This window comes from Cytobacillus firmus (assembly GCF_023612095.1).
GTDB lineage: Bacteria > Bacillota > Bacilli > Bacillales > Cytobacillaceae > Cytobacillus.
The window spans coordinates 3,235,424-3,259,497 of the sequence record NZ_CP086235.1; the positions used below are offsets into that span (position 1 = coordinate 3,235,424).

Annotated in this window: 23 protein-coding genes, 1 tRNA gene and 1 pseudogene; 11 read left to right on the forward strand and 14 right to left on the reverse strand. The window is 39.1% G+C overall.

Going from position 1 to position 24,074, the window contains the following annotated elements; all coding sequences use genetic code 11:
• Positions 1-15 precede the first annotated feature (15 nt).
• The 4 genes from LLY41_RS16270 to LLY41_RS16285 form a co-directional block, all read right to left on the reverse strand.
• Positions 16-597, reverse strand: coding sequence for a DUF2087 domain-containing protein (locus tag LLY41_RS16270; protein WP_095244016.1), 582 nt, complete (start codon positions 595-597; stop codon positions 16-18).
• Between the two features lie 114 nt (positions 598-711).
• Positions 712-1,212, reverse strand: coding sequence for a methylated-DNA--[protein]-cysteine S-methyltransferase (locus tag LLY41_RS16275; protein ID WP_095244015.1), 501 nt, complete (start codon positions 1,210-1,212; stop codon positions 712-714).
• A 16-nt stretch (positions 1,213-1,228) separates the two neighbouring features.
• The gene (locus tag LLY41_RS16280) at positions 1,229-3,043 is read right to left on the reverse strand and encodes a PAS domain-containing sensor histidine kinase (protein ID WP_286137279.1); all 1,815 of its coding nucleotides are present in this window, start codon (positions 3,041-3,043) and stop codon (positions 1,229-1,231) included.
• Positions 3,044-3,210: 167 nt separating this feature from the next.
• Positions 3,211-5,013 (reverse strand): methyl-accepting chemotaxis protein, encoded by a 1,803-nt coding sequence (locus tag LLY41_RS16285; RefSeq protein ID WP_304585868.1) that lies wholly within the window; start codon positions 5,011-5,013, stop codon positions 3,211-3,213.
• Between the two features lie 493 nt (positions 5,014-5,506).
• Between LLY41_RS16285 and LLY41_RS16290 the strand changes: the two genes are divergently transcribed.
• Together LLY41_RS16290 and LLY41_RS16295 are read left to right on the forward strand one after the other, a co-directional pair.
• Complete coding sequence (locus LLY41_RS16290; RefSeq protein ID WP_304585869.1) at positions 5,507-6,547, forward strand: acyltransferase family protein; 1,041 nt, start codon at positions 5,507-5,509, stop codon at positions 6,545-6,547.
• Positions 6,548-6,796: 249 nt separating this feature from the next.
• A tRNA-Arg gene (locus LLY41_RS16295) sits at positions 6,797-6,870 on the forward strand.
• 129 nt (positions 6,871-6,999) lie between these two features.
• Here the strand turns inward: LLY41_RS16295 and LLY41_RS16300 are convergent.
• Positions 7,000-7,431 (reverse strand): annotated as a pseudogene (locus tag LLY41_RS16300) (Ger(x)C family spore germination C-terminal domain-containing protein); the annotation flags it as partial.
• Positions 7,432-7,465: 34 nt separating this feature from the next.
• Here LLY41_RS16300 and LLY41_RS16305 point away from each other — a divergent pair.
• The 3 genes from LLY41_RS16305 to LLY41_RS16315 all read left to right on the forward strand — a co-directional run bounded on the left by LLY41_RS16305 (position 7,466) and on the right by LLY41_RS16315 (position 9,202).
• Positions 7,466-7,771 (forward strand): site-specific integrase, encoded by a 306-nt coding sequence (locus LLY41_RS16305; protein WP_304588048.1) that lies wholly within the window; start codon positions 7,466-7,468, stop codon positions 7,769-7,771.
• A 488-nt stretch (positions 7,772-8,259) separates the two neighbouring features.
• Positions 8,260-8,994 (forward strand): hypothetical protein, encoded by a 735-nt coding sequence (locus tag LLY41_RS16310; RefSeq protein WP_304585870.1) that lies wholly within the window; start codon positions 8,260-8,262, stop codon positions 8,992-8,994.
• Positions 8,995-9,013: 19 nt separating this feature from the next.
• Positions 9,014-9,202 carry a hypothetical protein gene (locus LLY41_RS16315; protein ID WP_095244010.1) on the forward strand — a complete coding sequence of 63 codons (189 nt, stop codon included), beginning with the start codon at positions 9,014-9,016 and terminating at the stop codon, positions 9,200-9,202.
• Between the two features lie 599 nt (positions 9,203-9,801).
• Here the strand turns inward: LLY41_RS16315 and LLY41_RS16320 are convergent.
• Genes LLY41_RS16320 through LLY41_RS16330 form a run of 3 tightly spaced genes read right to left on the reverse strand, consistent with a single transcriptional unit; the run spans position 9,802 to position 12,703 of the window.
• On the reverse strand, positions 9,802-10,521 hold the full coding sequence (locus tag LLY41_RS16320) for a LutC/YkgG family protein (protein WP_095244009.1): 720 nt from the start codon (positions 10,519-10,521) through the stop codon (positions 9,802-9,804).
• Positions 10,518-11,948, reverse strand: a complete 1,431-nt coding sequence (locus tag LLY41_RS16325; protein WP_095244008.1) for a LutB/LldF family L-lactate oxidation iron-sulfur protein — start codon at positions 11,946-11,948, stop codon at positions 10,518-10,520. The genes LLY41_RS16320 and LLY41_RS16325 overlap by 4 nt, the downstream gene beginning before the upstream one ends.
• A 38-nt stretch (positions 11,949-11,986) precedes the next feature.
• The gene (locus LLY41_RS16330; protein WP_095244007.1) at positions 11,987-12,703 is read right to left on the reverse strand and encodes a (Fe-S)-binding protein; all 717 of its coding nucleotides are present in this window, start codon (positions 12,701-12,703) and stop codon (positions 11,987-11,989) included.
• A gap of 204 nt (positions 12,704-12,907) precedes the next feature.
• On the opposite strand from LLY41_RS16330, the gene LLY41_RS16335 reads away from it, so the two are divergent.
• Positions 12,908-14,653: a B12-binding domain-containing radical SAM protein gene (locus LLY41_RS16335; protein ID WP_304585871.1), complete on the forward strand. Its 1,746-nt coding sequence runs from the start codon at positions 12,908-12,910 to the stop codon at positions 14,651-14,653.
• Positions 14,654-14,683: 30 nt separating this feature from the next.
• Here the strand turns inward: LLY41_RS16335 and LLY41_RS16340 are convergent, their stop codons facing one another.
• Both LLY41_RS16340 and LLY41_RS16345 read right to left on the reverse strand, forming a co-directional pair.
• Entirely contained in the window at positions 14,684-14,839 is a 156-nt protein-coding gene (locus LLY41_RS16340; RefSeq protein ID WP_179288985.1) for a hypothetical protein, read from the reverse strand.
• Positions 14,839-15,000, reverse strand: coding sequence for a hypothetical protein (locus LLY41_RS16345; protein ID WP_179288984.1), 162 nt, complete (start codon positions 14,998-15,000; stop codon positions 14,839-14,841). The genes LLY41_RS16340 and LLY41_RS16345 overlap by 1 nt, the downstream gene beginning before the upstream one ends.
• A 168-nt stretch (positions 15,001-15,168) precedes the next feature.
• Here LLY41_RS16345 and LLY41_RS16350 point away from each other — a divergent pair, with 168 nt between their 5' ends.
• Positions 15,169-15,516: a DUF3905 domain-containing protein gene (locus tag LLY41_RS16350; RefSeq protein WP_095244005.1), complete on the forward strand. Its 348-nt coding sequence runs from the start codon at positions 15,169-15,171 to the stop codon at positions 15,514-15,516.
• Between the two features lie 69 nt (positions 15,517-15,585).
• Here the strand turns inward: LLY41_RS16350 and LLY41_RS16355 are convergent, their stop codons facing one another.
• Entirely contained in the window at positions 15,586-16,950 is a 1,365-nt protein-coding gene (locus tag LLY41_RS16355; RefSeq protein ID WP_304585872.1) for a TrkH family potassium uptake protein, read from the reverse strand.
• 137 nt (positions 16,951-17,087) lie between these two features.
• On the opposite strand from LLY41_RS16355, the gene LLY41_RS16360 reads away from it, so the two are divergent.
• The 4 genes from LLY41_RS16360 to LLY41_RS16375 all read left to right on the forward strand — a co-directional run bounded on the left by LLY41_RS16360 (position 17,088) and on the right by LLY41_RS16375 (position 21,356).
• On the forward strand, positions 17,088-18,218 hold the full coding sequence (locus LLY41_RS16360) for a CdaR family transcriptional regulator (RefSeq protein ID WP_304585873.1): 1,131 nt from the start codon (positions 17,088-17,090) through the stop codon (positions 18,216-18,218).
• Between the two features lie 92 nt (positions 18,219-18,310).
• Complete coding sequence (gene glcD / locus LLY41_RS16365) at positions 18,311-19,723, forward strand: glycolate oxidase subunit GlcD (protein WP_304585874.1); 1,413 nt, start codon at positions 18,311-18,313, stop codon at positions 19,721-19,723.
• Entirely contained in the window at positions 19,720-21,045 is a 1,326-nt protein-coding gene (locus LLY41_RS16370) for a (Fe-S)-binding protein (RefSeq protein ID WP_304585875.1), read from the forward strand. Before glcD ends, LLY41_RS16370 begins: the two co-directional genes overlap by 4 nt.
• Positions 21,046-21,155: 110 nt before the next feature.
• Entirely contained in the window at positions 21,156-21,356 is a 201-nt protein-coding gene (locus LLY41_RS16375) for an alpha/beta-type small acid-soluble spore protein (protein WP_095244001.1), read from the forward strand.
• Between the two features lie 49 nt (positions 21,357-21,405).
• Here LLY41_RS16375 and LLY41_RS16380 read toward each other — a convergent pair whose 3' ends face one another.
• The 3 genes from LLY41_RS16380 to LLY41_RS16390 form a co-directional block, all read right to left on the reverse strand.
• Complete coding sequence (locus tag LLY41_RS16380) at positions 21,406-22,593, reverse strand: anti-sigma factor domain-containing protein (protein ID WP_095244000.1); 1,188 nt, start codon at positions 22,591-22,593, stop codon at positions 21,406-21,408.
• Positions 22,590-23,318, reverse strand: a complete 729-nt coding sequence (gene sigI, locus LLY41_RS16385; protein ID WP_370460345.1) for an RNA polymerase sigma factor SigI — start codon at positions 23,316-23,318, stop codon at positions 22,590-22,592. The genes LLY41_RS16380 and sigI overlap by 4 nt, the downstream gene beginning before the upstream one ends.
• A 274-nt stretch (positions 23,319-23,592) precedes the next feature.
• The gene (locus LLY41_RS16390; protein ID WP_095243998.1) at positions 23,593-24,069 is read right to left on the reverse strand and encodes a hypothetical protein; all 477 of its coding nucleotides are present in this window, start codon (positions 24,067-24,069) and stop codon (positions 23,593-23,595) included.
• Between the last annotated feature and the right edge of the window lie 5 nt (positions 24,070-24,074).

Here is a 24,074-nt window from a genome sequence, read left to right on the forward strand (position 1 = left end):
TGCCAGGGCCCCTGCTTACCCTTCTATTTTTGCCCACATTTCAGGAGGGTTTAACTCGTAAATGCCATTTTCACGGTACATATAATGGTTGATTATAAATTCTCTGCGAATAGTAGCATAGTCTTCATGATACTGTTTGATATATTCGTTAAGCTCTTTTTCTTCATATTTTTTGCCCATTTTCAAGCCTTTAATTAAATGCTCAAAAACCATCAGTTTCTTTTTTCTCTGGGCTGGAATATTCTTCAGCTTTCCATCACTGGTAAAGAAATTTTCAATAACCTTCTGATTTTCGGAATTTTGTTCCTCCATTTTTTTAACCTCCTCTTTATCTGCCAATTTTGCAAGAACACCTGACTGGTGTTTCAGTACAGATTCATTTAAATAAAAATAAACAGTATTTTTATCTCTTCTTTGATATACCAGGTTTATTTCCCGCAGTTTATTTAGGTGATGCGTAATGGTAGGCGGGGTTAAGCCAAGCTTTCCGGCTATCGCCTGTCCATGCAGCGGCCCTTTGGCAAGAAGAAAAACAATCCGGATTCTGGTTGGGTCTCCCATAGTCTTATAAAAAGCCACTAAGCGATTTAATTGCATAAATACCTACCTCATTTCGATTATCATCTAATTAGATATTAATCGAATATGCTTTATTTCGTCAACAGAATTTGAAAAATCAAAAAAAATCACCTTAAAATGGTGATTTGATAACTATTTAGCATAATTGGCCCCTTCAAGGGATAATAATATTTCTTTAATTTCTGTCCTGCTGCCTGCATACCCGGTTAGTGATTTATTCTTGCCGATCACACGATGGCAAGGAATAATGATTGGAAGGCGATTGGCCTTATTTGCCTGTCCAATGGCCCGCACAGCTTTGTCTTTCCCTATTTTAACAGCAATGTCGTGATAGCTCCTTGTCTCGCCAAATGGGATGAGGCAAAGCTCTTTCCATACTGCTTTTTGAAATTCTGTTCCATTAGGGTCAATTGGGATATCAAACTCCTTTCTATGTCCGTCAAAGTATTCCTCAAGCTGGAGAGCACACTTGTTTAACAAAGAGTCAGAGGGATTAAATTGCAATGATGAGAGCTCTTCCCCTTCCAGAAAATCAGCTTCCCCCATGTATAAAGCCAAAAGGATTCCATTTTCTGCTACGATGTAAATGTCTCCAGCCGGTGTCATTTTTTTAGAATAAACTCTGCCTGTCATTTCATTCCCGCCTTTATTATGTGGGCAAATAGATGTGGAAAACAGTTCCTTGGCCCAATTTGCTTTCCACTTCAATTGTTCCCTTGTGTTCTTCTATAATTTTATATGTAACCATTAAGCCAAGTCCAGTACCTCTTTCCTTTGTAGTATAGAAAGGCTCACCAAGCTTTTTTATTTTATGTTCAGGAATTCCAGTTCCTTCATCCCCTATGGATATATGAACTTTTTGGTCCGATTCTTTTTGAATGGATATTGTAATAAATCCACCCTTAGGCATGACTTCAATTGCATTTTTTATTATATTGATAAAAACCTTTTTCATTTGATTGGATTCACAGAAAACCCTGGGCAGGTTCTGTTCATAATAAGTTCTGAATTGAACATTGTGCAGTACGGCCTGGGCACTAAGGAGATCGACTGTTTCTTTCATAATTTGTGAAATGTCTTTTTCTACAAATTTGACAGCTTGAGGCTTAGCAAGAATAAGAAATTCATTAATAATAGAATCTATTCTGCTGAGCTCAGTGGTAATCACATTGAAATACATGGTATGATCTTCTTTTACACTCCCCTCCAAAAGCTGTATAAAGCCTTTAAGGGCCGTCATCGGATTTCTGATCTCATGTGCAATCCCTGCTGCCAATTCTCCAATGACATTTAAGGTATCTGATTTCCGAAGCTGTTCTTCCATTTCCAGCTTCTCAGTTATATCTTTAAATGTGGTCATACTGATATTAGAAAAAATATTCAGCTTGTTGGAAAACTCAAAAAATTTCTTTCTGCCTGATTTTAAAGTAATGGAAAGATTCCCGTCTGATTGCCCCTCAGAGTGTATGCTTCTTATCTGCTCTTTTAACTCATCATCAGTTATATTGCAATCATTCAAAATACTATGCAGTGATATCCCTGCAAGATCCTCTTTTGACATCTGCAGCATTTTCTGGCCTGATTGATTAATATCGACTATTTGAAATTGATCGTTCCATAGAAGAATACCTTCAAGAGCTCCTTCAAATATCATCCGAAATTTTTGCTCGCTTTCCCTTAAGCTTTTTTCCATGGCGTGACGCTCACTGACATTTCTGAAGATTGTCATATGGTAGCCCTCAACAGAGTTCAATTTCACTGTAAACTCCAAAGATTTAAACTGTCCATTTGGCATTAGAAAAACAAGCTCATCCCTTATTGAGCCCTTAATGAACATCTCTTTAACAATGTTTCTGTATCTTTCCGATTTTTCATAGACAAAATCTTTTACCTGTCTTTTGATCAGTTCATCATGTGTACATTCAAAAATCCGGCAAGCAGCCTCATTAGCATCGATGATTTCGCCATTACCACACCAAAAAATGATGCCATCCAGAGCTTCTATAAACAGGTCCGCATATAGCTCTTCATTCTTTTTCACTTTCCGTTCAAGGCGCCGCTTACTCGTGACATCTCTTAATATACACATATAAAGACCGCTCTCATTAAGAGCACTGGTAGTAAAATCAAACTCTATAATACTTCTGCCGCTATATACTGGAAGGATTCCCCTGACACTATTATTCTTCTTTAATAGCTCCTTTTGCTTTTCTAGCTTGAAATGCTTGTTTTCCGGCACGATTTCATACAGGCCCCTGCCTATCAGCTGCTGTTTATCCATCTTTATACTCTCAGCTAATGATGGATTGACATCAACTATTGTCTCCTCGCTGTCAAAAATTAAAATTCCATCTTTTGAGTGAGAGAATAAATCATATCCAGATGAATTGTCATTAGTCAAAATGTTATTTTCCTTTTCCAATGTCTCAATCCTGGCATAGAGCTTCCTGATTTCCTGATTCATAATGACCACTCTATTTCCTCCTATTGGGATTTGCAATTAATTAAATATTTCTACAAAATAAGACTAAAACCTTTAAATCTCAGGGAAAACTATCTTAAATTATTTTTTTATTTAAGTGCTCTGGATAGAAAGGAAGAGGCATACCCTATCATGAGTATGCCTGGATTTTACAGTTTAAATTTTGCAATCATTTCATTTAATTGTTCTGCCAATTCCGACAGAGACAGTGCATTATCTGAAATTTCCTCCATTGAATGGTTAGTCTGAGCCATTGATGCACTCGTTTGTTCGATGCCTGCAGCAGATTCCTCAGATACTGCAGCAATATTGCCAATAGACTGGTTCATATGTGAAGAGTTAATTGATACCTGCTCGAGGCTGCTGGAAATATCGCTGACATTGGCAGACATTGAGTTAATTGCCTCATAAATTTTCTGGAATGTTTGTCCAGTCAGTTGTATTTGCCCCGTTCCCTTTTCAACCTGAACATAGCCTGTTTGAAGTGACACGGCTACACTGTTTGACTCTGTTTGTATACCTCCCACAATCCTGGTGATATCCGATACTGAATAGGATACCTGCTCAGCCAGCTTTCTCACCTCATCTGCCACAACTGCGAAACCTCTTCCGTGCTCACCGGCTCTGGCGGCTTCAATTGCTGCGTTTAATGCGAGCAGGTTGGTTTGGTCAGCAATTTCCTTTATAACTTTAACCAGCCTTGAAATTTGTTTGGTCTGGTCATCCAGCCCATTAACCTTGTCCACAGACGACTTCATAATCTGATTAATTAATCCCATTTGTTCCTGGGATTTTTTCATAAGCTTGTTTCCATCCTCAGTAAGCGTTAGCACTTCTGTGGAAGCACCCTTGATTTCATTCCCGCTGTATGCTGCTTCTTTCACTTTTTCCAGGTACTCGTCCATCAATAAAGACAAACGTGTTGCAGATCCAGCCTGATCCTCAGCTCCTCCTGACAGCTCCTGCATGGTTGAAGCAACCTGCTGACTGGCAGCTTTCACTTCATTTGCAGCAATATTCAGTTCTCCGCTTCGTTCTGTTACATATCCGGAAACTGCATTAATTTCCTGAATCATGGTCTGCAGTTTTAATTTCATGGAATTCATGGCTCTGCTAAGCTGTGCTACTTCATCATTACCCTCATATTCTACTGAATCCGCATTGAGGTTTCCTTCTGCTATTTCATTTGAGAATTGTACAATGGAAGCTAATTTCTTTGAGATAATACGCCCTATAAAAACAATGCTCGCGATTCCAAGGATAGCGGAAACGATGATTGAAATGCCAAGTACGATCAAAGTAAGGATAAGGCTGGATTTTGCAGAAGATACAGCCTTTTGCTGATCCTCTTTCATCATGCTGCTAAGGGTATTCAATTTTCCAACCGTTTCAGAAATAATATTGTCTGCCTGCAATTTTCCAAGCCTATATTCTCTTTCATGCTGAAGTTTTACTTTTGGCTCAATGACATCATGAAATAAATTGGTGATTTTTTGATCATTTTCATCAATTTGCTGAAAAAGGTCCTTTGATTTTGCATTGCTCAGATCCGGAGAAATTTCCTCCTTTAATTTATTAAATTCTTCTGTCAGTTGGTCAAATGTCTTTAAATGTTTAGGATTGGAGTCAATGATAAAATTTCCAATCGTGCTCCCTTTATGGTGAAATGTGGCCGCTGATTCAGTAATTTTAATGGCTTTTTCTCCAGAATCCTTAACAACCTCCAGTTTTGTGCTGGCAATTGTCAGCAGAAAAAAAGTAAGAACTGTTGAAACAGTGAATAGTCCAATAGTCACGAAAAGCGCAACCCCATATTTTTGGCCAAGCTTCAGATTCTTCCACCAGCTTGTGCCAGCCATTTTATTAATAAACTTTCCTATATCAAGCTTTTTAGACTTGGTTGAATCTTTTCGTTCCTTCTTTCCTGATTTAATTCTTCTTACCCCTTTCAAAATAATTCCCCCTTTGTGATTAACCGGATGCGAACAATTGAACTAGCTTATCTCTAATTCTTTTTTACTATTCTTTCAATTCATTATAATAGAACAAAATAGACATTTGAAGATTATTTTTCCAATTTCTTTTAATCCGGCACTTATTCGGACATTTCCCTTTATGATTTCCTTCAGGAAAGAGCAGCTTTTCAAAGCTTGGCAGACTATATGAACTGCTGCCAATTATCTATTACAAAAATAAAAATCAGTTAAAAAAATATGTAACAGGTTTGCAATAAGAATTCTCATCCTTACAATATATATGTTGGTTTGCCGCTATTTTTATATAACAGAGGTTCAATCAGAATGTTACAGTTATTTCAAAATTTTTTAAGTTTACTTTTTCTGTAAATAAAGCCTTCTATTTACACGAGAATTGAAGTTTGCTTCATGTTAAAGTGGGTAAAGACAGAGAGAGTATTTTTTGGGGGTCTTTAATAGAGGAGGACATATGAAACAACGTGACTTTTACTTCGACAATGCTAAGTTTATCCTGATCTTCTTTGTCGTTTTCGGGCATTTGCTCCGCTCTTTTATTGAAGATAATGAGACTATTTATACAGTATATAAAGTGATTTATACGTTCCATATGCCGGCATTTATATTGGTATCCGGTTTTTTTGCAAAAGGCTTTTATAAAAAAGGCTATATAAAGAAAATTGCCAAAAAGCTAATACTGCCGTATATCATTTTCCAGGTTATTTACTCCGTTTTTTATTACTTTTTATATAATAAAGGCACCTTTGAGCTGGATCCTTTTAACCCGCATTGGTCATTATGGTTCCTGATCAGCATGTTCTGCTGGAATATCATGCTTTTATTCTTCGCAAAGTATAAAGCGGTGTACTCCCTGGCTGCTGCTTTTATCATAGGGCTTGCTGTCGGATATGCTGATTGGATTTCAAACTATTTAAGTTTATCCAGGACGTTTGTGTTCTTCCCGTTATTTTTATTGGGATACTATTTAAAGAAAGAGCATTTATATGCTCTATTCCAGCCGAAGTTCAGGATTAGTGCGTTCGCTATTTTTGCTGTAGTCTTTATCGGCTTTTATCTTTACCCTGAAGTGGATTATAAATGGCTGCTTGGATCAAAGCCATACACTGAAATGGGAGCAGCATCCCTTGGGGCAGTTTTTACGAGATTGGGCTTTTATATCCTAAGCATAATCATGGTATTTAGCTTCTTTGCTTTCGTTCCGCGCAAACAATATTTCTTTACTAACTTAGGGAAAAATACACTTTATGTCTATCTGCTGCATGGGTTCTTTGTTCGGGTATTCAGAGAAAGTGATGTACAGGGCTTTTTCAATAAACCGGAAAACTTCCTGCTGCTTGCCGGCATATCGCTGCTGCTTACTTTGCTTCTATCAAGCAAATTGATTACTTCATTTGCACAGCCAATCATTGAACTGAAGACTTCACAGCTTAAAAAGCTGAAAGATAAATCAAGGGTTTATGCAAGATTTTATCGTAAAAAACTTACAAGTTAGATCAGAAACCGGTCATGTATTAATGGCCGGTTTTAACTTTAAGCATAACCATTGACCATTTTTGATTATGGGATTATAATAAGTAACTGTGTTACCAATTTAATTATGCCATCATGTCTCAGTAGCTCAGCTAAGCGTAAACTTCACTGAAATACTTCTCTGTAGCTTTGTTTCGACGCATTTGCTCCTTGTATAGGCTTGCAGAGGAAGAAACAGGATATGCAAATCATAATTTAATTATTCCAACATGTCTCAGTAGCTCAGCTGGATAGAGCGACAGCCTCCTAAGCTGTAGGTCGTGAGTTCGAATCTCGCCTGGGACGCTACAAAAGAAAAGCGCGAAACCCTTTTATATCAAGGGTTTTGCGTTTTTTATTTTATTCAATTTGAGTATTCATAAACCTTTGAATTCCAAGTTTGGGGTCGGTTTGGGGTCGGAACGAAATTTTTTCCTAATTAACTGCTCCAGGCCGCTTAATTTCTACAGTTATATTTGGCTTTATCTTTAGTGCAGAATACTTCTCACTTAATTCTCCATTGCTTAAATGAGAATATTTCCTTAAACTTTTTATTTTTCTTCCAATTCCTATGGGATCTGTTTCTAAAATTTTTAATTCCTCAAGAATTTTCTCGAATTCATTTTTAAGTTCTTCACCAATCAAGCGCTCTAATTTTCTTGTTGATTCTTTATCAATTATGGAAGCGGATGGCTGAGTTTCTAATATTGAAACTGAAATAGACGCGTTTAAGTTTACTATTTCATTATTAACTACCTCAATTTTCCCGTGATAATTGATAGGGTGTAAGGTAATTTTATACTTTTCATTTTCTGCATTCTCAGAGATAAGTACTCCAGTTTTCTCTAATTTATCAGAAGGTATCGTTAAGGTTAAATCCCCTAAGAAAGCATTTTTGTTAGTGAAATGGCCCGATCACTTTTTCATCTTTGGAAATGAATTCGGCAAGCCCATACGTCCGGACAGTATCGGCCAGTGGTGGCGAAGATTCACCCAAAAACATGACTTTAAACATATTCGCTTTCATGATCTTAGGCATACTTCAGCAACCCTACTCATTAGTGAAGGTGTTCACGCAAAAGTAATTAGCGAAAGATTAGGACATGCAGATATTTCTACTACAATGAATATTTATGGCCATGTTTTGGAAGAGGCTGATAAAACTGCTGCAAGTCACTTTGATAAATTTTTCGAAAAGAAAGAATAGGAAATAAATAGGAGTATTACAAATGTATGTAAATAAATAAGGCATTAATCCTATTTGGCATTAATCAAAGATGGATTAATGCTTTATTATCAAACTAATGCGGCGGTTTAGTTTAATAATAAATTGCCAAATTTAGTTTACATTTTGCGTAAGCGGTCCCCTAAAGTAAATGTTTCCATCCGAAAGATATGCTTCCCACAACTTAAATGATAATTTTTCATGTAAAAAAACAACAGAAACGTAGCCTATAGCAACTGTAGGATTACACCTATATAACTTTTATTTAAATTACAAAAAAAGGAATAAATTGAAAATTTAGGTGATACCTTTAGAAATTTCATTCGTCTAATTGGTAGAAAAGGAAAAGGAGGTTAAATTAGGAAATTTTAACTTTATTAGTATCTAATTCTTTTGATTGATTGTAGAGTGTTATTTTTTGGAATATAATTCATGACGATTTAAATTTTGAAAAAAACAAAAGCTTTTTTATGTGCCCTTTCTTTATCTTTGGCGTTTTCCCCATTGGAGCAAACTTTGCATCTGCAGAAAATCCTCATGCACAATCGAAAGGTGTTACTTTAAATCATGATAATGGGCCACACGACTTTTCATTTAAACATGAGGGAATAGATTATAAGGTAAAAAGTGTTCATGATGATAAATTTATTACCACGACTATTCAAGACGACAAGGGATATCAAGAGTTCGAAACCAACAAGTCCAACGGATACGTAAGCGTTTCCAGCGATTACCTTAGTGAAGAAGAAATTAAGGATTTAGAGAAATCTACCAATAGAATGGTTGTTGAGGTGGATGGTAAGGAAATCAATGGTTTTGTCACAAAAGGGCATGCCCCAACCCCAACTAATAATAACCAAGTCCAAACAGAAACAATTGGGATACAAGCAATTAAAGGATCCTGGGTTTGGTCTAAGTGGAGTAACCTTACTGTTACAGTAGAAGGTAAAATGACAGTCGCTGCAATAACAGCTTATCTATTAAATCTTATTCCCTATGTCGGAAGTTTAGCAGCTCTTTTTGCAGGATTAATGGTTACTTGGAATATGAAAGTTGGATATTTTAAAAGAAGAGGTGCTACAGCTGCTGATACTGATCCAAATTATCTATGGAGTAAAATACAATTAAATTTATATACAAATAGCTCCCGAACAACATTAGTAAAATCTGAAACAGGTGAACCTTATAGAGTGCGGGTATATTAAAAGCTAGGAGGGATTAGATATGTCATATTATAGATGGCATTACATTGGTTGGTTAATTTTTGGTTTAACTCTTATTTTTTCTTATTTCATAGTTCCACGTGAACATGGTTTTAATGCTATTATCATTTTAACTGCTTTATTCGCAATCTATGACTTCTTGGTAATGTTTATGGCAAAAAGACGGGGAAACAATAATAGTAAACCATAATGCCACGAGAAAAATAGGTTAGCTGCTATATCCCTCTTCACTTTCCTATTGAGAATAAAACTTCTCAATATTAGCGTTTATACTAGACTCTGAAATTGTGGGAAAAGGTATACTGCGCTTATAGTTAGTATAGTGTTTTGAATTAAATAATATAAGCCCTTCTCCAACTTGAGAGGGGCTTTAAATATTTTTCTGAGTCTATCTCAATACTAAACAGATGTAGGGATCTTTGATTAAAACCTTAATTTAATACTAATTAATAGCTAAGATTATTAATATATACTCAAACAAATGATGTTTTAATTTAGTGCAGAGTGTTTTATAACCCTTAGGTACAAATTTAATTTGGAGTCGTTGGGGTCGATTTGGGGTCGAAACTCATCATTATAACCCAAATTCTAACCAACTCAATCCGGTTCACAGTTCAAAAATGTTGATTTAACAAGGGTTCTTCAAAGTTACCCAAAGTCTTTCCTTTTAGGATAGCCCGCCTCCTAAGCTGTAGGTCGTGAGTTCGAATCTCGCCTGGGACGCTACAAAAAAACGCCAACAAAAGTTTGGCGTTTTTTCTCGTTCTTATGATGCCAGGTGCTCACGCATTATAAATCATCTATAACAATATACGCTGCCTTAACAGGCCCATGTACTCCCACAACGAGGTTCATCTCAATATCTGCTGAATTGCTTGGTCCGGTTATGAAATTAATACATGAAGGAGCCAGCTCCCCTCTGCTCACTCTTTCCCTGATGATCCTTGCAGCCTGTGTCATGCGCGGAACCAGGGTGCTTTTCGGAATAAGGATAATGGAAGCAGCAGGCAAAAAACTGATTGACCGTCCGTGGTCTCTGCTGCTGAACAGGACTGCTGTTCCGGATTCAGCCAGAGTAATTTCACTGATGGTGATGCCGATATTTGCTTTTTCTGCGTAATCAACATTAATTTCTCCAGCAGAATAATCCCATTCATATACTTCCACTTTCTCTTTTGGCCAAATTTCCTCAAATAGCTGCGTAAGCCCAAACTGTCTATAACGGTCATCCTTCCAGGTCACTACTGGACCGCCTCCGTACTGGGCTGCAATCTCTTTAAGAGTTTCCGGCAAATTGGCGGCTTTTGTTACAAGAAGGTCAGTGTGAATTTTCGTGCACTGTGTTTTTAAAGCTTCAAGAAGCTCATCTGCATCTGCTTCTTTAAAGATGGAATCCTGTGGATTATAGCTCCATTTTGGCCTTTCAACTCCCGAAATTCTCTTTTCCCTGCCCAGTCTGCCTGCAATTTTATTTAAAAAAGCGTCCCGATTCTGAATAGTTCCGTTCACTGCTGTTCGCCTCCTTTTGGCCGGTTTTTGAACCAATCACGAAATCTTTCTTTATTAGGAGCCGGAAAATCCCTGATTTCTGTCCAGGCCTTTAAAGGCCCGGGTCCCTTGGTAATCTTGTCGCCTGATGTAAATGGATTCATGGCTGTGGGTGCCAGCTTTGACCCCAGTTTATAAAGGGAAGGTGAAGCGGCCCCCAGTCCAAAAGCCTTCATGGTCATCTTTTCCGATATAGGAGCCTTTCCTTCTTTTTCGACAATTACCTGCCGGTGTTTGTGAAGCAGCTCATGCAGAGGGATTTTGACTGGACAAGCTTCTGTACAGGCCCCGCAAAGGGTTGATGCATAAGGCAATTCTTTATAATCATCATAGCCGCCTAAAAGAGGTGACAGAACCGCTCCGATCGGGCCTGAATAAATTGATCCGTAGGAATGGCCTCCAACATGCCTGTATACGGGACAAACATTCACACAAGCAGCGCAGCGGATACATTGCAGTATGGATTGAAACTCCCCTCCTAATATCGATGAGCGGCCATTGTCCACAATGACGAGATGGAATTCCTCGGGTCCATCAACATCAAGTTCTTCTTTTGGACCAGTCAAAACAGTAATATAACTCGTTAGCTTTTGCCCAACCGCGCTCCTGGTCAGCATACTGACCAGAACTTCCATTTCCTCGTAAGTCGGGACCAGCCTTTCCATGCCCATTACCGTAATTTGTGTCTTAGGCAAGGCTGTGACAAGATCTGCATTTCCTTCATTCGTCACTAATGTGATTGAACCGGTTTCCGCAACTGCGAAGTTGCAGCCCGTAATGCCTACATCGGCAGTTAAGTATTCGTGGCGAAGCATTTCTCTCGCATGCCATGCAAGCTCTTCCGGCTTTTCTGTGTTCTGATAGCTTAGTTTTTCTGCAAATACATCCCGAATCTGCTCTTTATTCTTATGAAGGGCAGGTGCCACTATATGTGATGGCGGGTCATGGTCGTCCACCTGGAGGATATATTCTCCCAAATCTGTTTCAATGACCTGGCACCCCGCCTCTTCCAATGTGGCGTTTAAATGGATCTCTTCGGTTACCATTGATTTTGATTTAACCACTTTTCTTGCATTTTTCTTTTCAATTACTTCACGTATATAAGCAGAGGCCTCTTCAGCAGTTTCAGCAAAGTAAACGTGCCCTCCCCTTTTAGCTACATTTTCGCTGAGCTGGTATAAGTAAAAATCAAGATTTTCAAGAACATGCTGGCGAATTTCTTCTGATAGCGAACGCCAATCTTCCCAATTCCCAAGTTCTGCGGCAGCATCAAGCCTTCTGGTCTGAAGCCTTTCCTGTGCACCTGACACTGCCCCTCTCATAAAGGAATTGCTTATTCCGGAATCTACACGATCCTTAAAGTCGTTTGTTCCTATTTTCATAGCCATAACTATTCCTCCTGTAACAAAGCATGTCCATTAATGACTCAGCGGCAATTCAACACTTCGGCAATATGCATAACCCTTATTGGCTTTCCCTGCCTTCCGATCCTGCCTCCAATATTCATCAGGCATCCTGCGTCAGCTCCAATGAGGATTTCCGCTTCAGTCTCCTCTATATGCCCAACCTTCTCATCTACCATTTGTTCCGATATTTGAGCCATTTTCACGGAGAATGTTCCGCCAAAACCGCAGCATTGCTCTTTGCCAGGAAGCTCTTCGAATTCCAGGCCCTTCACATTTTTTAATAATCTCATTGGCGCTTCTTTTACTCCAAGAAGCCTGGTCATATGGCAGGATTTATGATAGGTGGCCTTCCCATTTAATTTTGCCCCGACATCGTCCACATTGAGAACTTCAACGATAAATTGAGTAAGTTCGTATGTTTTTTCTGCAAGCTTTTTTGCCTTGGGCTCCCACACAGAGTCCCCCTTAAAAACATGCGGATACTCATGAAACATATAGGCACAGGATCCGGAAGGGGAAACAACATATTCTGCATGTTCAAAGGCCGTGATCATTCTTTTCATGGCTTCCTTCGATTCCTTCACATAGCCGCTGTTATAGGCAGGCTGGCCGCAGCAGACCTGTGATTCCGGAAAATCTATTTCACACCCCAGACGCTCCAGCAGTTCAACAGCTGCTTTGCCTGCATTTCCCTGAAACATATCTACAAGACATGTTGCAAATAGACTTACCTTCATTCATTCCCTCTCCCAGCTAAATATTTTATTTTCTACTATCTTACTATAGTTATAATACAAATTGTTGTATTTTTATAAATATTATAATAATTAGTATAGTATATCTTCCAATACATATGTCAATGTTTTACTTCCTTTTTTTTAGTCAAAAATATGATACAATTATATGATGTTTAAGTTGCTAAAAAGGGAGTTCAGAAATAAATGAAAGTTATCGCCAGTACGCTTAACGCTAAATATATTCATACAAATATAGCGATCCGCTATTTAAAAGCATATGCTCAGCCTGATTTCGATGTGGAATTAGCCGAATATACTATTAAAGATCCAATAATGAATATTGTTACAGACCTGATCCGCAAAAAACCTGATGTGATCGGATTCAGCTGTTATATTTGGAATATCGAAGAGACCATCAAGGTCATTAAGATGATTAAAAAGATAGATTCCTCCATTCATATTGTAGTCGGAGGGCCAGAAGTGACATATGATGTTGCAGATTGGATGAAGAATGTAAATGAATTTGATTACATTGTCATCGGGGAAGGTGAGGAAACCTTCAAACAGCTGCTGACGGAGCTGAACAGCACCATGAATATGGAAAATGTGCATGGTCTTGCTTTCAGGGAAAACGGCCAGGTTCGCATTAATCCACAGCGGAATAAGCTGGACTTGCGCGATCTTCCCTCACCGTTCCGCTTTGAAGAAGATATTCCTCATCTTTCAAAGCGGGTCACATATATAGAAACCAGCCGGGGGTGCCCTTTCAGCTGCCAATTTTGCCTTTCTTCCATTGAAGTAGGTGTGCGTTACTTTGACAGGGAAAAAATCAAGGACGATATCCGGTATTTAATGAAGAATGGTGCAAAAACCCTTAAATTTGTGGACCGCACATTCAACATTAGCCGCAGCTATGCCTTGGAAATGTTCCAATTTTTGATCGATGAACATCTGCCGGGAACTGTCTTTCAATTTGAGATCACTGCAGATATCATGAGACCTGAGGTAATTGAATTTCTGAATAAGGAAGCACCACGAGGATTATTCCGATTTGAAATTGGCGTACAGTCGACAAACGACTATACAAATGAATTGGTCATGAGGAAGCAGAATTTTGACAAGCTTTGCCGAACAGTCACAATGGTAAAGGATGGAGGAAAAATCGATCAGCATCTCGACTTAATTGCCGGCCTGCCTGAGGAAGATTATAATTCATTCAAACGAACATTTAATGATGTATTTGCCATGCGGCCGGAAGAGCTCCAGCTCGGCTTCTTAAAAATGCTGAGAGGCACCGGACTTCGCTTAAGAGCAGAAGATCATCAATATATTTATATGGACCATTCACCATATGAAATATTAGGAAATAATGTTCTGTCCTTCGATGACATTATTCGCATAAAACAGGTCGAAGATGTGTTAGAGAAATATTGGAATGACCATAGAATGGATGCAACTGTTGAATATTTGGTTACAAAAGTATTTCCGACCCCCTTCGATTTCTTCCAGGAATTCGGCAGCTATTGGGAGCAAAAAGGCTGGTCCCGAATCGGGCATCAGCTTGAGGATTTATTCAAACGCCTGTTTGAATTCCTTCAAACAAAAGAAATTGCTGATCTGGATATAGCTGAAGGACTAATGAAGTTTGACTATATTTCAAAACAAAAATATAAGCCCAGAAAACCATGGTGGCAGCCAAGCTTTGAGAAATCCGAAAGATCAAAGCTTTACCAGTCTCTGCTTGAAAACCCAAATCAGCTGGGAGAAAGCTTCTTAAGCCTTCAGTTGAATGAAAAAGAAATATACAAACATACCTTAAGTGAAAGATTATCCTATGATATCGAAAGGTATATTAACGAGGGAATAATTGAAAAGAAAGACTCTTTTCTTCTTGCCTATTTCGATTCAGGCTCTGAAACAGTCTCTATCTTTTCCGGGCCTTTACAATAATGGAAGAACCGGCAGAAATCTGCCGGTTTTTTAGCATTTATCTTTATTTTTCTTTTGATCTTTATCCCGGTTCATAAAAGGCAACTCGTAAAATTTTCCGGCATTTATATCACCAAACTCCATGCCGAATTCTACATTGGCAGAGCCATCCTGCCGGCTGGTTTTTCGTGGTTTATTTTGATCCACTAGGCTCTTCCCTCTCTCCCATGCTTAGAGTTGCGGTTAGCCATTTTCATCGGATTTTCTTCCTGGCTGAATTCTGCTGAAAACTCAGATTCCTGAATATTCTTCTTAGGCGTCTTGCTGTATTTTTCAACAGCATTATACTCAGCTTTTCGTTTGGCCATCCCAATCTCCTCCTGAAAAAATTTCTTCGTGTTAAATTAATTTTCATGCTTTAACACAGGTTTATTTTTAGTAAAATAAACGGTTTCATTCCTCCCTGTGTCTTCCTTATTTTGCATTCATAAATTTTTCTGCAGTGCAAAAAATAGAGTAAAAAGGAATGAGCCGCTATGACAAATAAAAAGAAGTTAAATAAAAGCATTGGCATTAACGAGACACTTCCACATCAAATTGAAGCTCCCAGCTTTAAAGACACAGGCATGAAGCTTCAGCCTCCTTTCAAAAATTCTTTTGGCGTAACTATTGGGGACAGTCATTATTCCTCAAACAGTTCACCGCTGGAAAACTGGAGTGATGAAACAGACCCTGCAGTTATGGCTGGAGACGAATGGATTCATCCTACAAACGATATCGGCTGGAATACAACGGAAAACAAGGAACTCCTTGAAAGCAAAAAACCGCCTCAAGCCTATCCTTTCATGCATCCGACTAAGGATGTCAGCCGCGGAACAGATTGAAAAAAAACGCCATGCCTCGAAATAACTCTTAAAAAAAGCAGTCCGGAAATACTATTCCGGGCTGCTTTTTTAGCCAATGATAACTCGCTCTTTTGGATAATGGTAATTTGGCTTTTTCTCTTTGCCGCCTATTATGAATAAGAAAGAAGTTAAACCGATTCTTCCAATAAACATTAAGGCCATTATGATGCATTTCCCGATAATGGACAATTCAGGTGTAATTCCTAATGATAATCCTGTGGTCCCAAAAGCTGAGCAAACCTCAAAGATAATTTCAATGAGCTCAAGCTGCTTTTCTGTAATGCTTAAAATGACTACAGAGAAAAAACACATTCCTATAGCAAGCAGCGTGATAGCAAGGGATTTCAGTACATCATCTTCATGAATTTCCCTTTTAAATATCTTTATATCCCGATTTCCTTTTGCAAAATGATAGATGAAAAGGATATTAACCGCAAAAGTCGTTGTCCTTATGCCCCCTCCGACAGAGCTTGGAGACGCCCCGATGAACATTAAAATACTCATTATAATGAGTGTGGGCATTGTAAACTCATTTACATCCATGGTTGATAAACCGCCGCTCCGGGTGGTAGCGGATTGGAAGAATGCATAAAAAAAGCTTTCATGCCAGTTCATATCCTTAAAATATTGATTGAATTCCATAACAAGCAAAATAACAGTTCCAAATACAAGAAGAGCTGCATATGTAACAGTTGTCAGTTTGGCAAATAAAGAAAATCTGAAAGACTGTTCCTGATTCCATTTATTGCGGAATAGATATTCTTTTAATTCGATAAGAACAGGAAAGCCTATAGCTCCTAAAGTAATCAGGATAACATTGATAAGCTGCACGAAATAATCGCCGGCAAATGGTTTGAGAGATGCTCCTGTTATATCCATGCCTCCGTTAGTTGTGGCACTGACAGATGTGAACAGCGCATGCAGAAATGCCTCATCCCACGAAGGATAATATTTAAGAAAATGAAAGCCCAATATGAGTGCACCAAGGGTTTCAATCACCAATATTATTTTAATAATTTCTTTTACTAAATGCACAAGCCCTGACAAGGCATACTGATTATGATCCACCATAATAAGGCGGCGTCCCCTTAATCCGATCCTGCGGCCCAGCAGGAGCCAAAAGAAGGTGCCCAGCGCCATGATCCCTATTCCGCCAAACTGAAGTATGAACATTATGACAAAATAACCAAAAACACTATAAGTTTCTGATATATTCACCACTGTCAGACCGGTAACACTGACTGCACTTACAGCAGTGAAGACCGTATCAATAAATGAAACCTCCACTCCCGGCTTATGTACAGCCGGTATCCTTAATAAAAGTACCGATACGGATACTGCCAATAAATAATATCCGGATATTACTTGGGCAGGTGTTAGTTTATCCAGCCAATTTCTTATGTCCTTCCACATATAATACCTGTCCCCTTTAAAATTTTTCTATCCCTTATCATAATGAATATACCCTGTTTTTAAAAGAGATATTAGATAATTCGCAGGAAGTTTTTTATTTATATATAATAAAATTAAAAACCAAAGGGAGACTTGATATGCTGCTGCCTGATCTGGCTGAAAAAATCATAGCTGAAGTGCGTCAGTTTCTTCAGGAAGATATCATAGTTGCCAATACCTGCGGGGTGATCATTGCAAGCACAGACGCCGGCAGAATAGGCAATTTTCATGAAGGAGCATTGCTTACGATAAAACATAAAGAAAAGCTGATTATTACCAGGAAGGATCAATCACGCCTTCAGGGTGTAAAAGCAGGCATTAACTTGCCGATCTTTTTCAAAGGGGAAACTGTTGGTGTTATTGGGATTACCGGAAATCCCGATGAAATTTCCCCATTCGCAGAGATCATCCGCAAACTGACAGAGTTGTTTATCAGCGAAAGTTACTTTGCAGAGCAGCTCGATTGGCAGGCCCGTGCAATGGAAGGTTTTATGTTTGACTGGCTGCAGACGAAGGAGTGGGATCCTGCCTTTAAAGAACGTGCTCACCTGCTGAAGATAAATCTCTCAGTAGATAGACAGGCATCGATCGCAGAATTCAGGCAAACTAGCCAATTGCTTCATCGTGATCTTTGGAATAGAATTTTATCCTGGAAGGAAGCAGGGCCCAATGATATTCTGATTCGCTGGGGAAATGATCGAATTGTCCTTTTAGCCGGGGTTTCTTCAGCAGAAAAAGATCGCAGCATAAGAGAAAAGATCACACGCTTCCATCGTTTTCTGGAAAACCTGCTCGCTGCCAAAGTTAGTATCGGCACTGGAAAACCATTGCCTCCCTTTAGTCTGTCCGAATCATTTATGCAGGCAGAACGAGCTTTAAAAATTGCAAAAGACCGGGGGACCATCATATTTGATCAGGATTTGACCATAGAAATGATATTTGATGATCTTTCTCCGGAAACGAAGAAGGACTTTATAGAAAGAACCATCGGCACATTTATGTATGAAGAGGATCTGATGGTTACCCTTAAGGAGCTATTCAGGCAAAATCACTCTTTGAAAAATACTGCTGAGACGCTGCATATACATATTAACACTCTTCATTACAGACTCAAGAAAATATCAGAGCTTTCAGGGCTTTACCCATCAAATTTGAATGATTTAATGAAATTATTCATAGCTGTAAAGCTTTTGGAGGAAGGTACAAAAAACAATCAAAACACTCCTTGATATTTGTATAATTATCTATAGCAGGGATTCCCTGCTTTTTTTATACTTAAAGAATAGATATTGCCAGCCTGCTATTAAAGGAGAGGATCTATTTGGTTGACGTACAAATAAAAGAAAAATTTATCGCCATTGTCGGCGCAGAAAATTATGATGACTCTAAAGCTGGGCGCCTCGTTTATTCTTATGATGCTACTCCTAATTTCCAATCGATGCCAGATGCGGTGATCAGTCCCCGAAACGCTCAGGAAATTTCCCAGATCCTCAAAATTTGCAGCAGCAGAGGAATTCCAATCGTCCCCAGAGGATCAGGCACCAATTTATGTGCAGGCACCTGTCCCACAGAAGGCGGAATTGTTCTCCTGTTTAAGCATATGAATAAAATTATTGAAATCGATGAAGAAAACCTGACAGCTACAGTACAGCCGGGTGTTATCACACTTGATATGATTAATCAGGTCGAAGCAAGAGGGCTATTTTATCCCCCTGATCCAAGTTCAATGAAAATAAGCACAATCGGCGGAAACATCAATGAAAATTCAGGCGGACTGCGCGGATTGAAATATGGCGTTACAAGGGACTATGTAATGGGGCTGGAAGCTGTACTTGCGAACGGAGACATTATCAGAACTGGCGGCAAGCTTGCAAAGGACGTGGCCGGTTATGACTTTACCAGGCTGCTGGTTGGATCTGAAGGAACTTTAGGGATTATTACGGAAGCCACATTAAAGTTAATTCCGCTTCCTGAAGCAAAAAAGACCATGCTTGCTCTCTTTCAGGATCTGGAACAAGCTGCGAAATCCGTCTCAAAGATCATCGCTGACAAAATCATTCCGGCCACGCTTGAATTTTTAGATCAGCCAACACTAAAAGCAGTAGAGGATTTCGCACAAATCGGTTTGCCGACTGATGTTAAAGCTGTACTTCTTATCGAACAGGATGGGCCGGTTGACGTTGTGGAAAAGGATATGCAAAAAATGGCTGAAATCTGCCAAAAGCAAGGAGCTGTATCGGTACAGCTTGCAAAATCTGAAGAAGAAGCCGAAGCCTTAAGGACAGCAAGACGTGCGGCCTTATCGGCTCTTGCACGCCTAAAGCCGACCACCATTCTTGAAGACGCTACAGTGCCAAGATCTGAAATTGCCAATATGGTAAGAGCCATAAACGAAATTTCTCAAAAATACGGGCTTTCCATCTGTACCTTTGGCCATGCAGGTGATGGAAACCTTCATCCGACATGCCCTGCAGATGCCCGGGATAAAAACGAAATGGAACGGGTTGAAAAAGCGTTTGAAGAGATTTTTATCAAGGCGATCGAACTTGGAGGAACAATAACAGGGGAACATGGAGTAGGAGTCATGAAAGCTCCTTATCTTGAACTGAAACTGGGCCAGGCAGGGATTGATGCCATGAAGGCTGTAAAGACTGGCTTAGACCCCAATAATATTCTTAATCCCGGCAAAATTTTTGCCAAGGACAACAGAAAACGTGTGGTGGTTACACAATGACAACATTAAAAGAACAGACAATCATTCAGGAAGAGTTTGTGAAGCGAATGGATGAAGATGAGCTCCTGAATTGCATGCGCTGTGGCTTTTGCCTTCCTTCATGCCCTACTTATGTCGAGTCAGGCTTTAAAGAAGCGCACTCCCCAAGGGGAAGGATTGCATTAATGAAAGCTGTTGCTGACGGATTGATTGAACCTGATGAAGATGTTGAGAGATCACTTGATCTTTGCCTGGGCTGCCGGGCATGCGAGCCTGTATGCCCTTCAGGGGTAAAATATGGACACTTGCTGGAAGAAGCGAGGGATATCATTAACCAGAATAAGAAACACTCACTTCCGGTAAGGGCGGTTCGCAATTTGGTCTTTACAGGGCTTTTCCCCCATCAGAACAGAATGAGGGCAGCTGCAGGGCTTTTGGGCTTTTATCAGCGTTCTGGCCTGCAGTCGGCCGCCAGAAAAACAGGGATGCTGAATTGGCTTCCAAAAAACCTCAGTGCAATGGAAAAGGTGCTTCCTCAAGTGCCAAAATTAAAAGAAATGAAAAATAGGCCATCCTATTTCCCGGCAGATAAGCCGGTAAAGAAAGCCGCTTTTTTCACCGGGTGCTTAATGGACACGATGTTCCTTGAAACTAATAATGCAACAATAAAGCTTCTCCAGCTTGCCGGATGTGAAATTCATATTCCTCAAAATCAGGCTTGCTGCGGTGCTCTTCACGGTCATAGCGGTGAAAAGCAGACAGCTAAAGATCTGGCTAAACGGAACATAGAAGCTTTTGAAAAACTGGACGCTGACTATATCATCTCAAATGCAGGAGGATGCGGGGCATTCCTTATTGACTATGGCCACCTGCTTAAAGATGACCGGGAATGGCATGAAAGAGCTGTAAAGTTTTCGGAAAAACTTAAAGACATCAGCCAAATTCTATATGAACTTGAATTTCATAAAAAAGTTCATCTTGAGCTTCCGGGGCAGGTCGTAACCTATCAGGATTCCTGCCATTTGCGCAATGTCATGAAAACCTCCATAGCACCTCGTACCCTTCTGAATTCAATAAGGGGCATTGAATTCAGGGAAATGAAAGATGCAGACAGATGCTGTGGTTCTGCCGGTATTTATAATATTGTTGAATCTGAAATGTCTATGCAAATACTTGATCATAAAATGATTCAGGCCAAGTCAGCAAATGCTGCGGTGATTGCGACCTCTAATCCAGGCTGTCTTCTGCAAATGAAGCTGGGGATCGAACGGGAAGGTTTACAGCATAAGATTAAAGCAGTTCACATCGCAGACATCCTACTGGAGGCTGCCTGTGAAAAATAAACATGTGCTTATGCCGAAATATTACCACTTATGAAAACTCCTTTTTAATTCATACTACAAATACAGAGGGATGGTAACTCTGTAAGACCAATAAAAAGGAGTTGAATACAATGGCAAGAAGCAGCAATAAGCTTTTAGTTCCTGGTATTGAACAATACATGGACCAGGTTAAATATGAAATTGCCCAGGAATTTGGTGTTCAATTAGGCTCTGATACAGTATCCCGGTCTAACGGATCTGTAGGCGGAGAAATTACTAAGCGGCTTGTCCAGCAAGCTCAAGCACAAATGTCCGGCCAGAATAATCAATAACAACTTCATATAAATGGAAAAAGTCCGGAGCATGCTCCGGACTTTGCTTTTATCTTTTTCCTTTTTCCTGGTGTTTCCCTTGTTTATTTCCACTGTGATCATCTCGATGGTCCCTTTCTTTATGCTTCCCCTCAGGACCGTTTCCGCCTTTATTTTTCCAATTATCTTTTTTATCTTTATGATTTTTATCAGGTTTAATCCTTTTTTCATTGGCCCTATGGCCGCCGTTAGGAGGATTTTGATTGTTTGGGGCTTTCACCCTATCTCCCTGGTTTTTCTTATCTTTATTATTATGTCTATCATCATGATTATTCTCATGGTGATTGCCATTTCCATTGCTGTTATCAGCTTTGTTATTTTGCTGTTTAGAATGTTTATGCTGATTTTCTGATCTCTTTATCTGCCCGGGAACAGCCTTCTTTTCTTCCTTATCTTTCTTTACGCGCCAGTCTTTCTGTTTTAATTGGCTTTGAGATTTTTCAGCAGGTTTTTGTGGAGCAGTAGATGCTTTACCTGATTGTTTCTCCTTATTCACTGGCTCAGAAACTTTCTTATCGGCACTGCCAGCCTTAATTTTATTTTCTTTATACAAACCAGGTGACAGCCCTTTATCAATAGCTGCTTCTCTTTCCTCTTCACTTGCTTCCAGTAAAGTTACCTCAAGCTGCTCTTTTTGTGCCGCTTTTTTTATATCTGCTAACTCTTTCTGAATACGCTCATCCGCTTCTTTATTCTGTTCTGTATACACGGCAGCAATGACTACCTCTTTATTTTCCTTAAAATAGCCCTGCTTCTTTATCTGAAGGAGAATTTTGTCAGCCACTTCATGAATGCTGTTCTTTTTCCAGTTCTTGATATTCTGGATAATAAGTTTTCCTTCTTCATTATAAGGAATGAGTTCTACTACCTGATATTCCTGATTGACCCCTAATTCAATACTCGGATTAACGTCTATTGACATATAAGCGTACACTTCGTCGTTTTGCAAAAACGGCAGAAAAGACACGATTGCGAGTATCATCGCAAATGCTGCTGCCATTATTCCTTTTCCTCTGGATAATCTAAAAATAGATAGAGGACGCGACAATTTTCCGTTTTTCAGTTCTATTGGGAAGAAGACAATTTCCTGGCCTATTGCGTATGCCTGATCTTGTTTTCGGGCACGCAGAAATTCTCCTTCCGGGGTTAATAGTGTTAAAAAACGTTCGTTTATTTCCATGATTATACCTGTTTTCACGTTTCCAACACCCCTTTGATATAATCCTTTAAAAAGACATAATCGCCAGTTAATATCAATGATATGGCAATTATATATTTTCTATTTCTCTCTATTGTTTTTCTGCTTAAAGATACATAACCCTCCAGCTGCTTTATCGGCAGCTTTTTTTTGTCAAAAAGAATACTTTTGAGCTCTTCATTATCAACCAGAATTTTGGCTACAGTCATCGCATTTTTTCGTGCATCCGCATGTTTTGGGGATTGTTCAATCAAATCACTGAAGGTAAGGCCGAATTCCTGAAGAATCTGCGTAAACTGGACAATTTCTTCTTTCCTCAGTTCTTCATCTGTTTTTTTCCTGTAGTCTTCAATTGACAACTCATCTTCTATTGCCGAGCTGGCCGTATCATCATCTTCCAGATTAGAGGCTCCATTAAAGCTGAGATTCTGAAATTTGGATTGCTTACGGATATAATCAATAACACGCCTTTTAATCAGCACTTCCGAAAAACTGATGAGTGAACTTCCCTTATCAGGACTGTACTTTTGAATGGCTTCATTAAAAGCTATGAGGCCAATGCTAAATTCATCATCAGATTCATGAATATACCTCTTGCAGACTGATGATACTGTTTTAGCAATAAACGGCTTATATGACTCTATTAGCTCATTATTCAATGCTGCATTTCCCTGCTGTATTAATTTAACCGTTTCTTCGAGCGATTTTTTACGCTTTTTCGGCATAAACAATAAACCCAGCAATAGCCCCACCTCTTTTCAAAACACATTATATCATACGGCGTCCAATCCGTATTTTGGGCAGGGCTATAAAAGCTTTAATACACTTAATTGAAACTCATATGATATCACCTTATGAAAAGCGGCCGCTTGTTCATTACAACTGTACGGATTCATGGAAGGGATTTGTGGGGGTAATGTAAGAAAATATTTTAAAAAAGAAAAAAGCTTCAGCACCACTAAACAATTAGTGTGACAAAGCTTTTTTAATCAATAAAACTCAACTTTGAGTGGTTGGCTTTCTCCATTTCAGGATTAACCACCTGATTAGCAGGCCGGTTACTACACCCGGAATAACAAAGATCATAGGAAGAAAGACCGGTCCAAAAAAAATCCCAAACAATTTGAGTTTTGTTGAGTACATTAGTCCTACTGTGACAAAATAGGCACTGAATACAAAAGGAAGGAATGATAATTCTTCCTTTTCCGGCATAGCACTGCGGTATGCATCCCACATTGCAAACATGTAAAGACAAGGATAAAACATGAGCCACTGATAATTAAGGACATGAACAGCTTTTTCAATTTCGCCCATAAAACTGTACATGATGGCCGAATTAAAATGGCTGTATACATTAATGATAAATTCAAGGACGACAAACAATGTCCCCTTCCACAGCTGCCCCGCCAATAATTGGCTAAAACCCGGCAATGCAATACTCCAAAAAACCGCTTCTAGTTTACTGAGTTTTTTCATTTCAT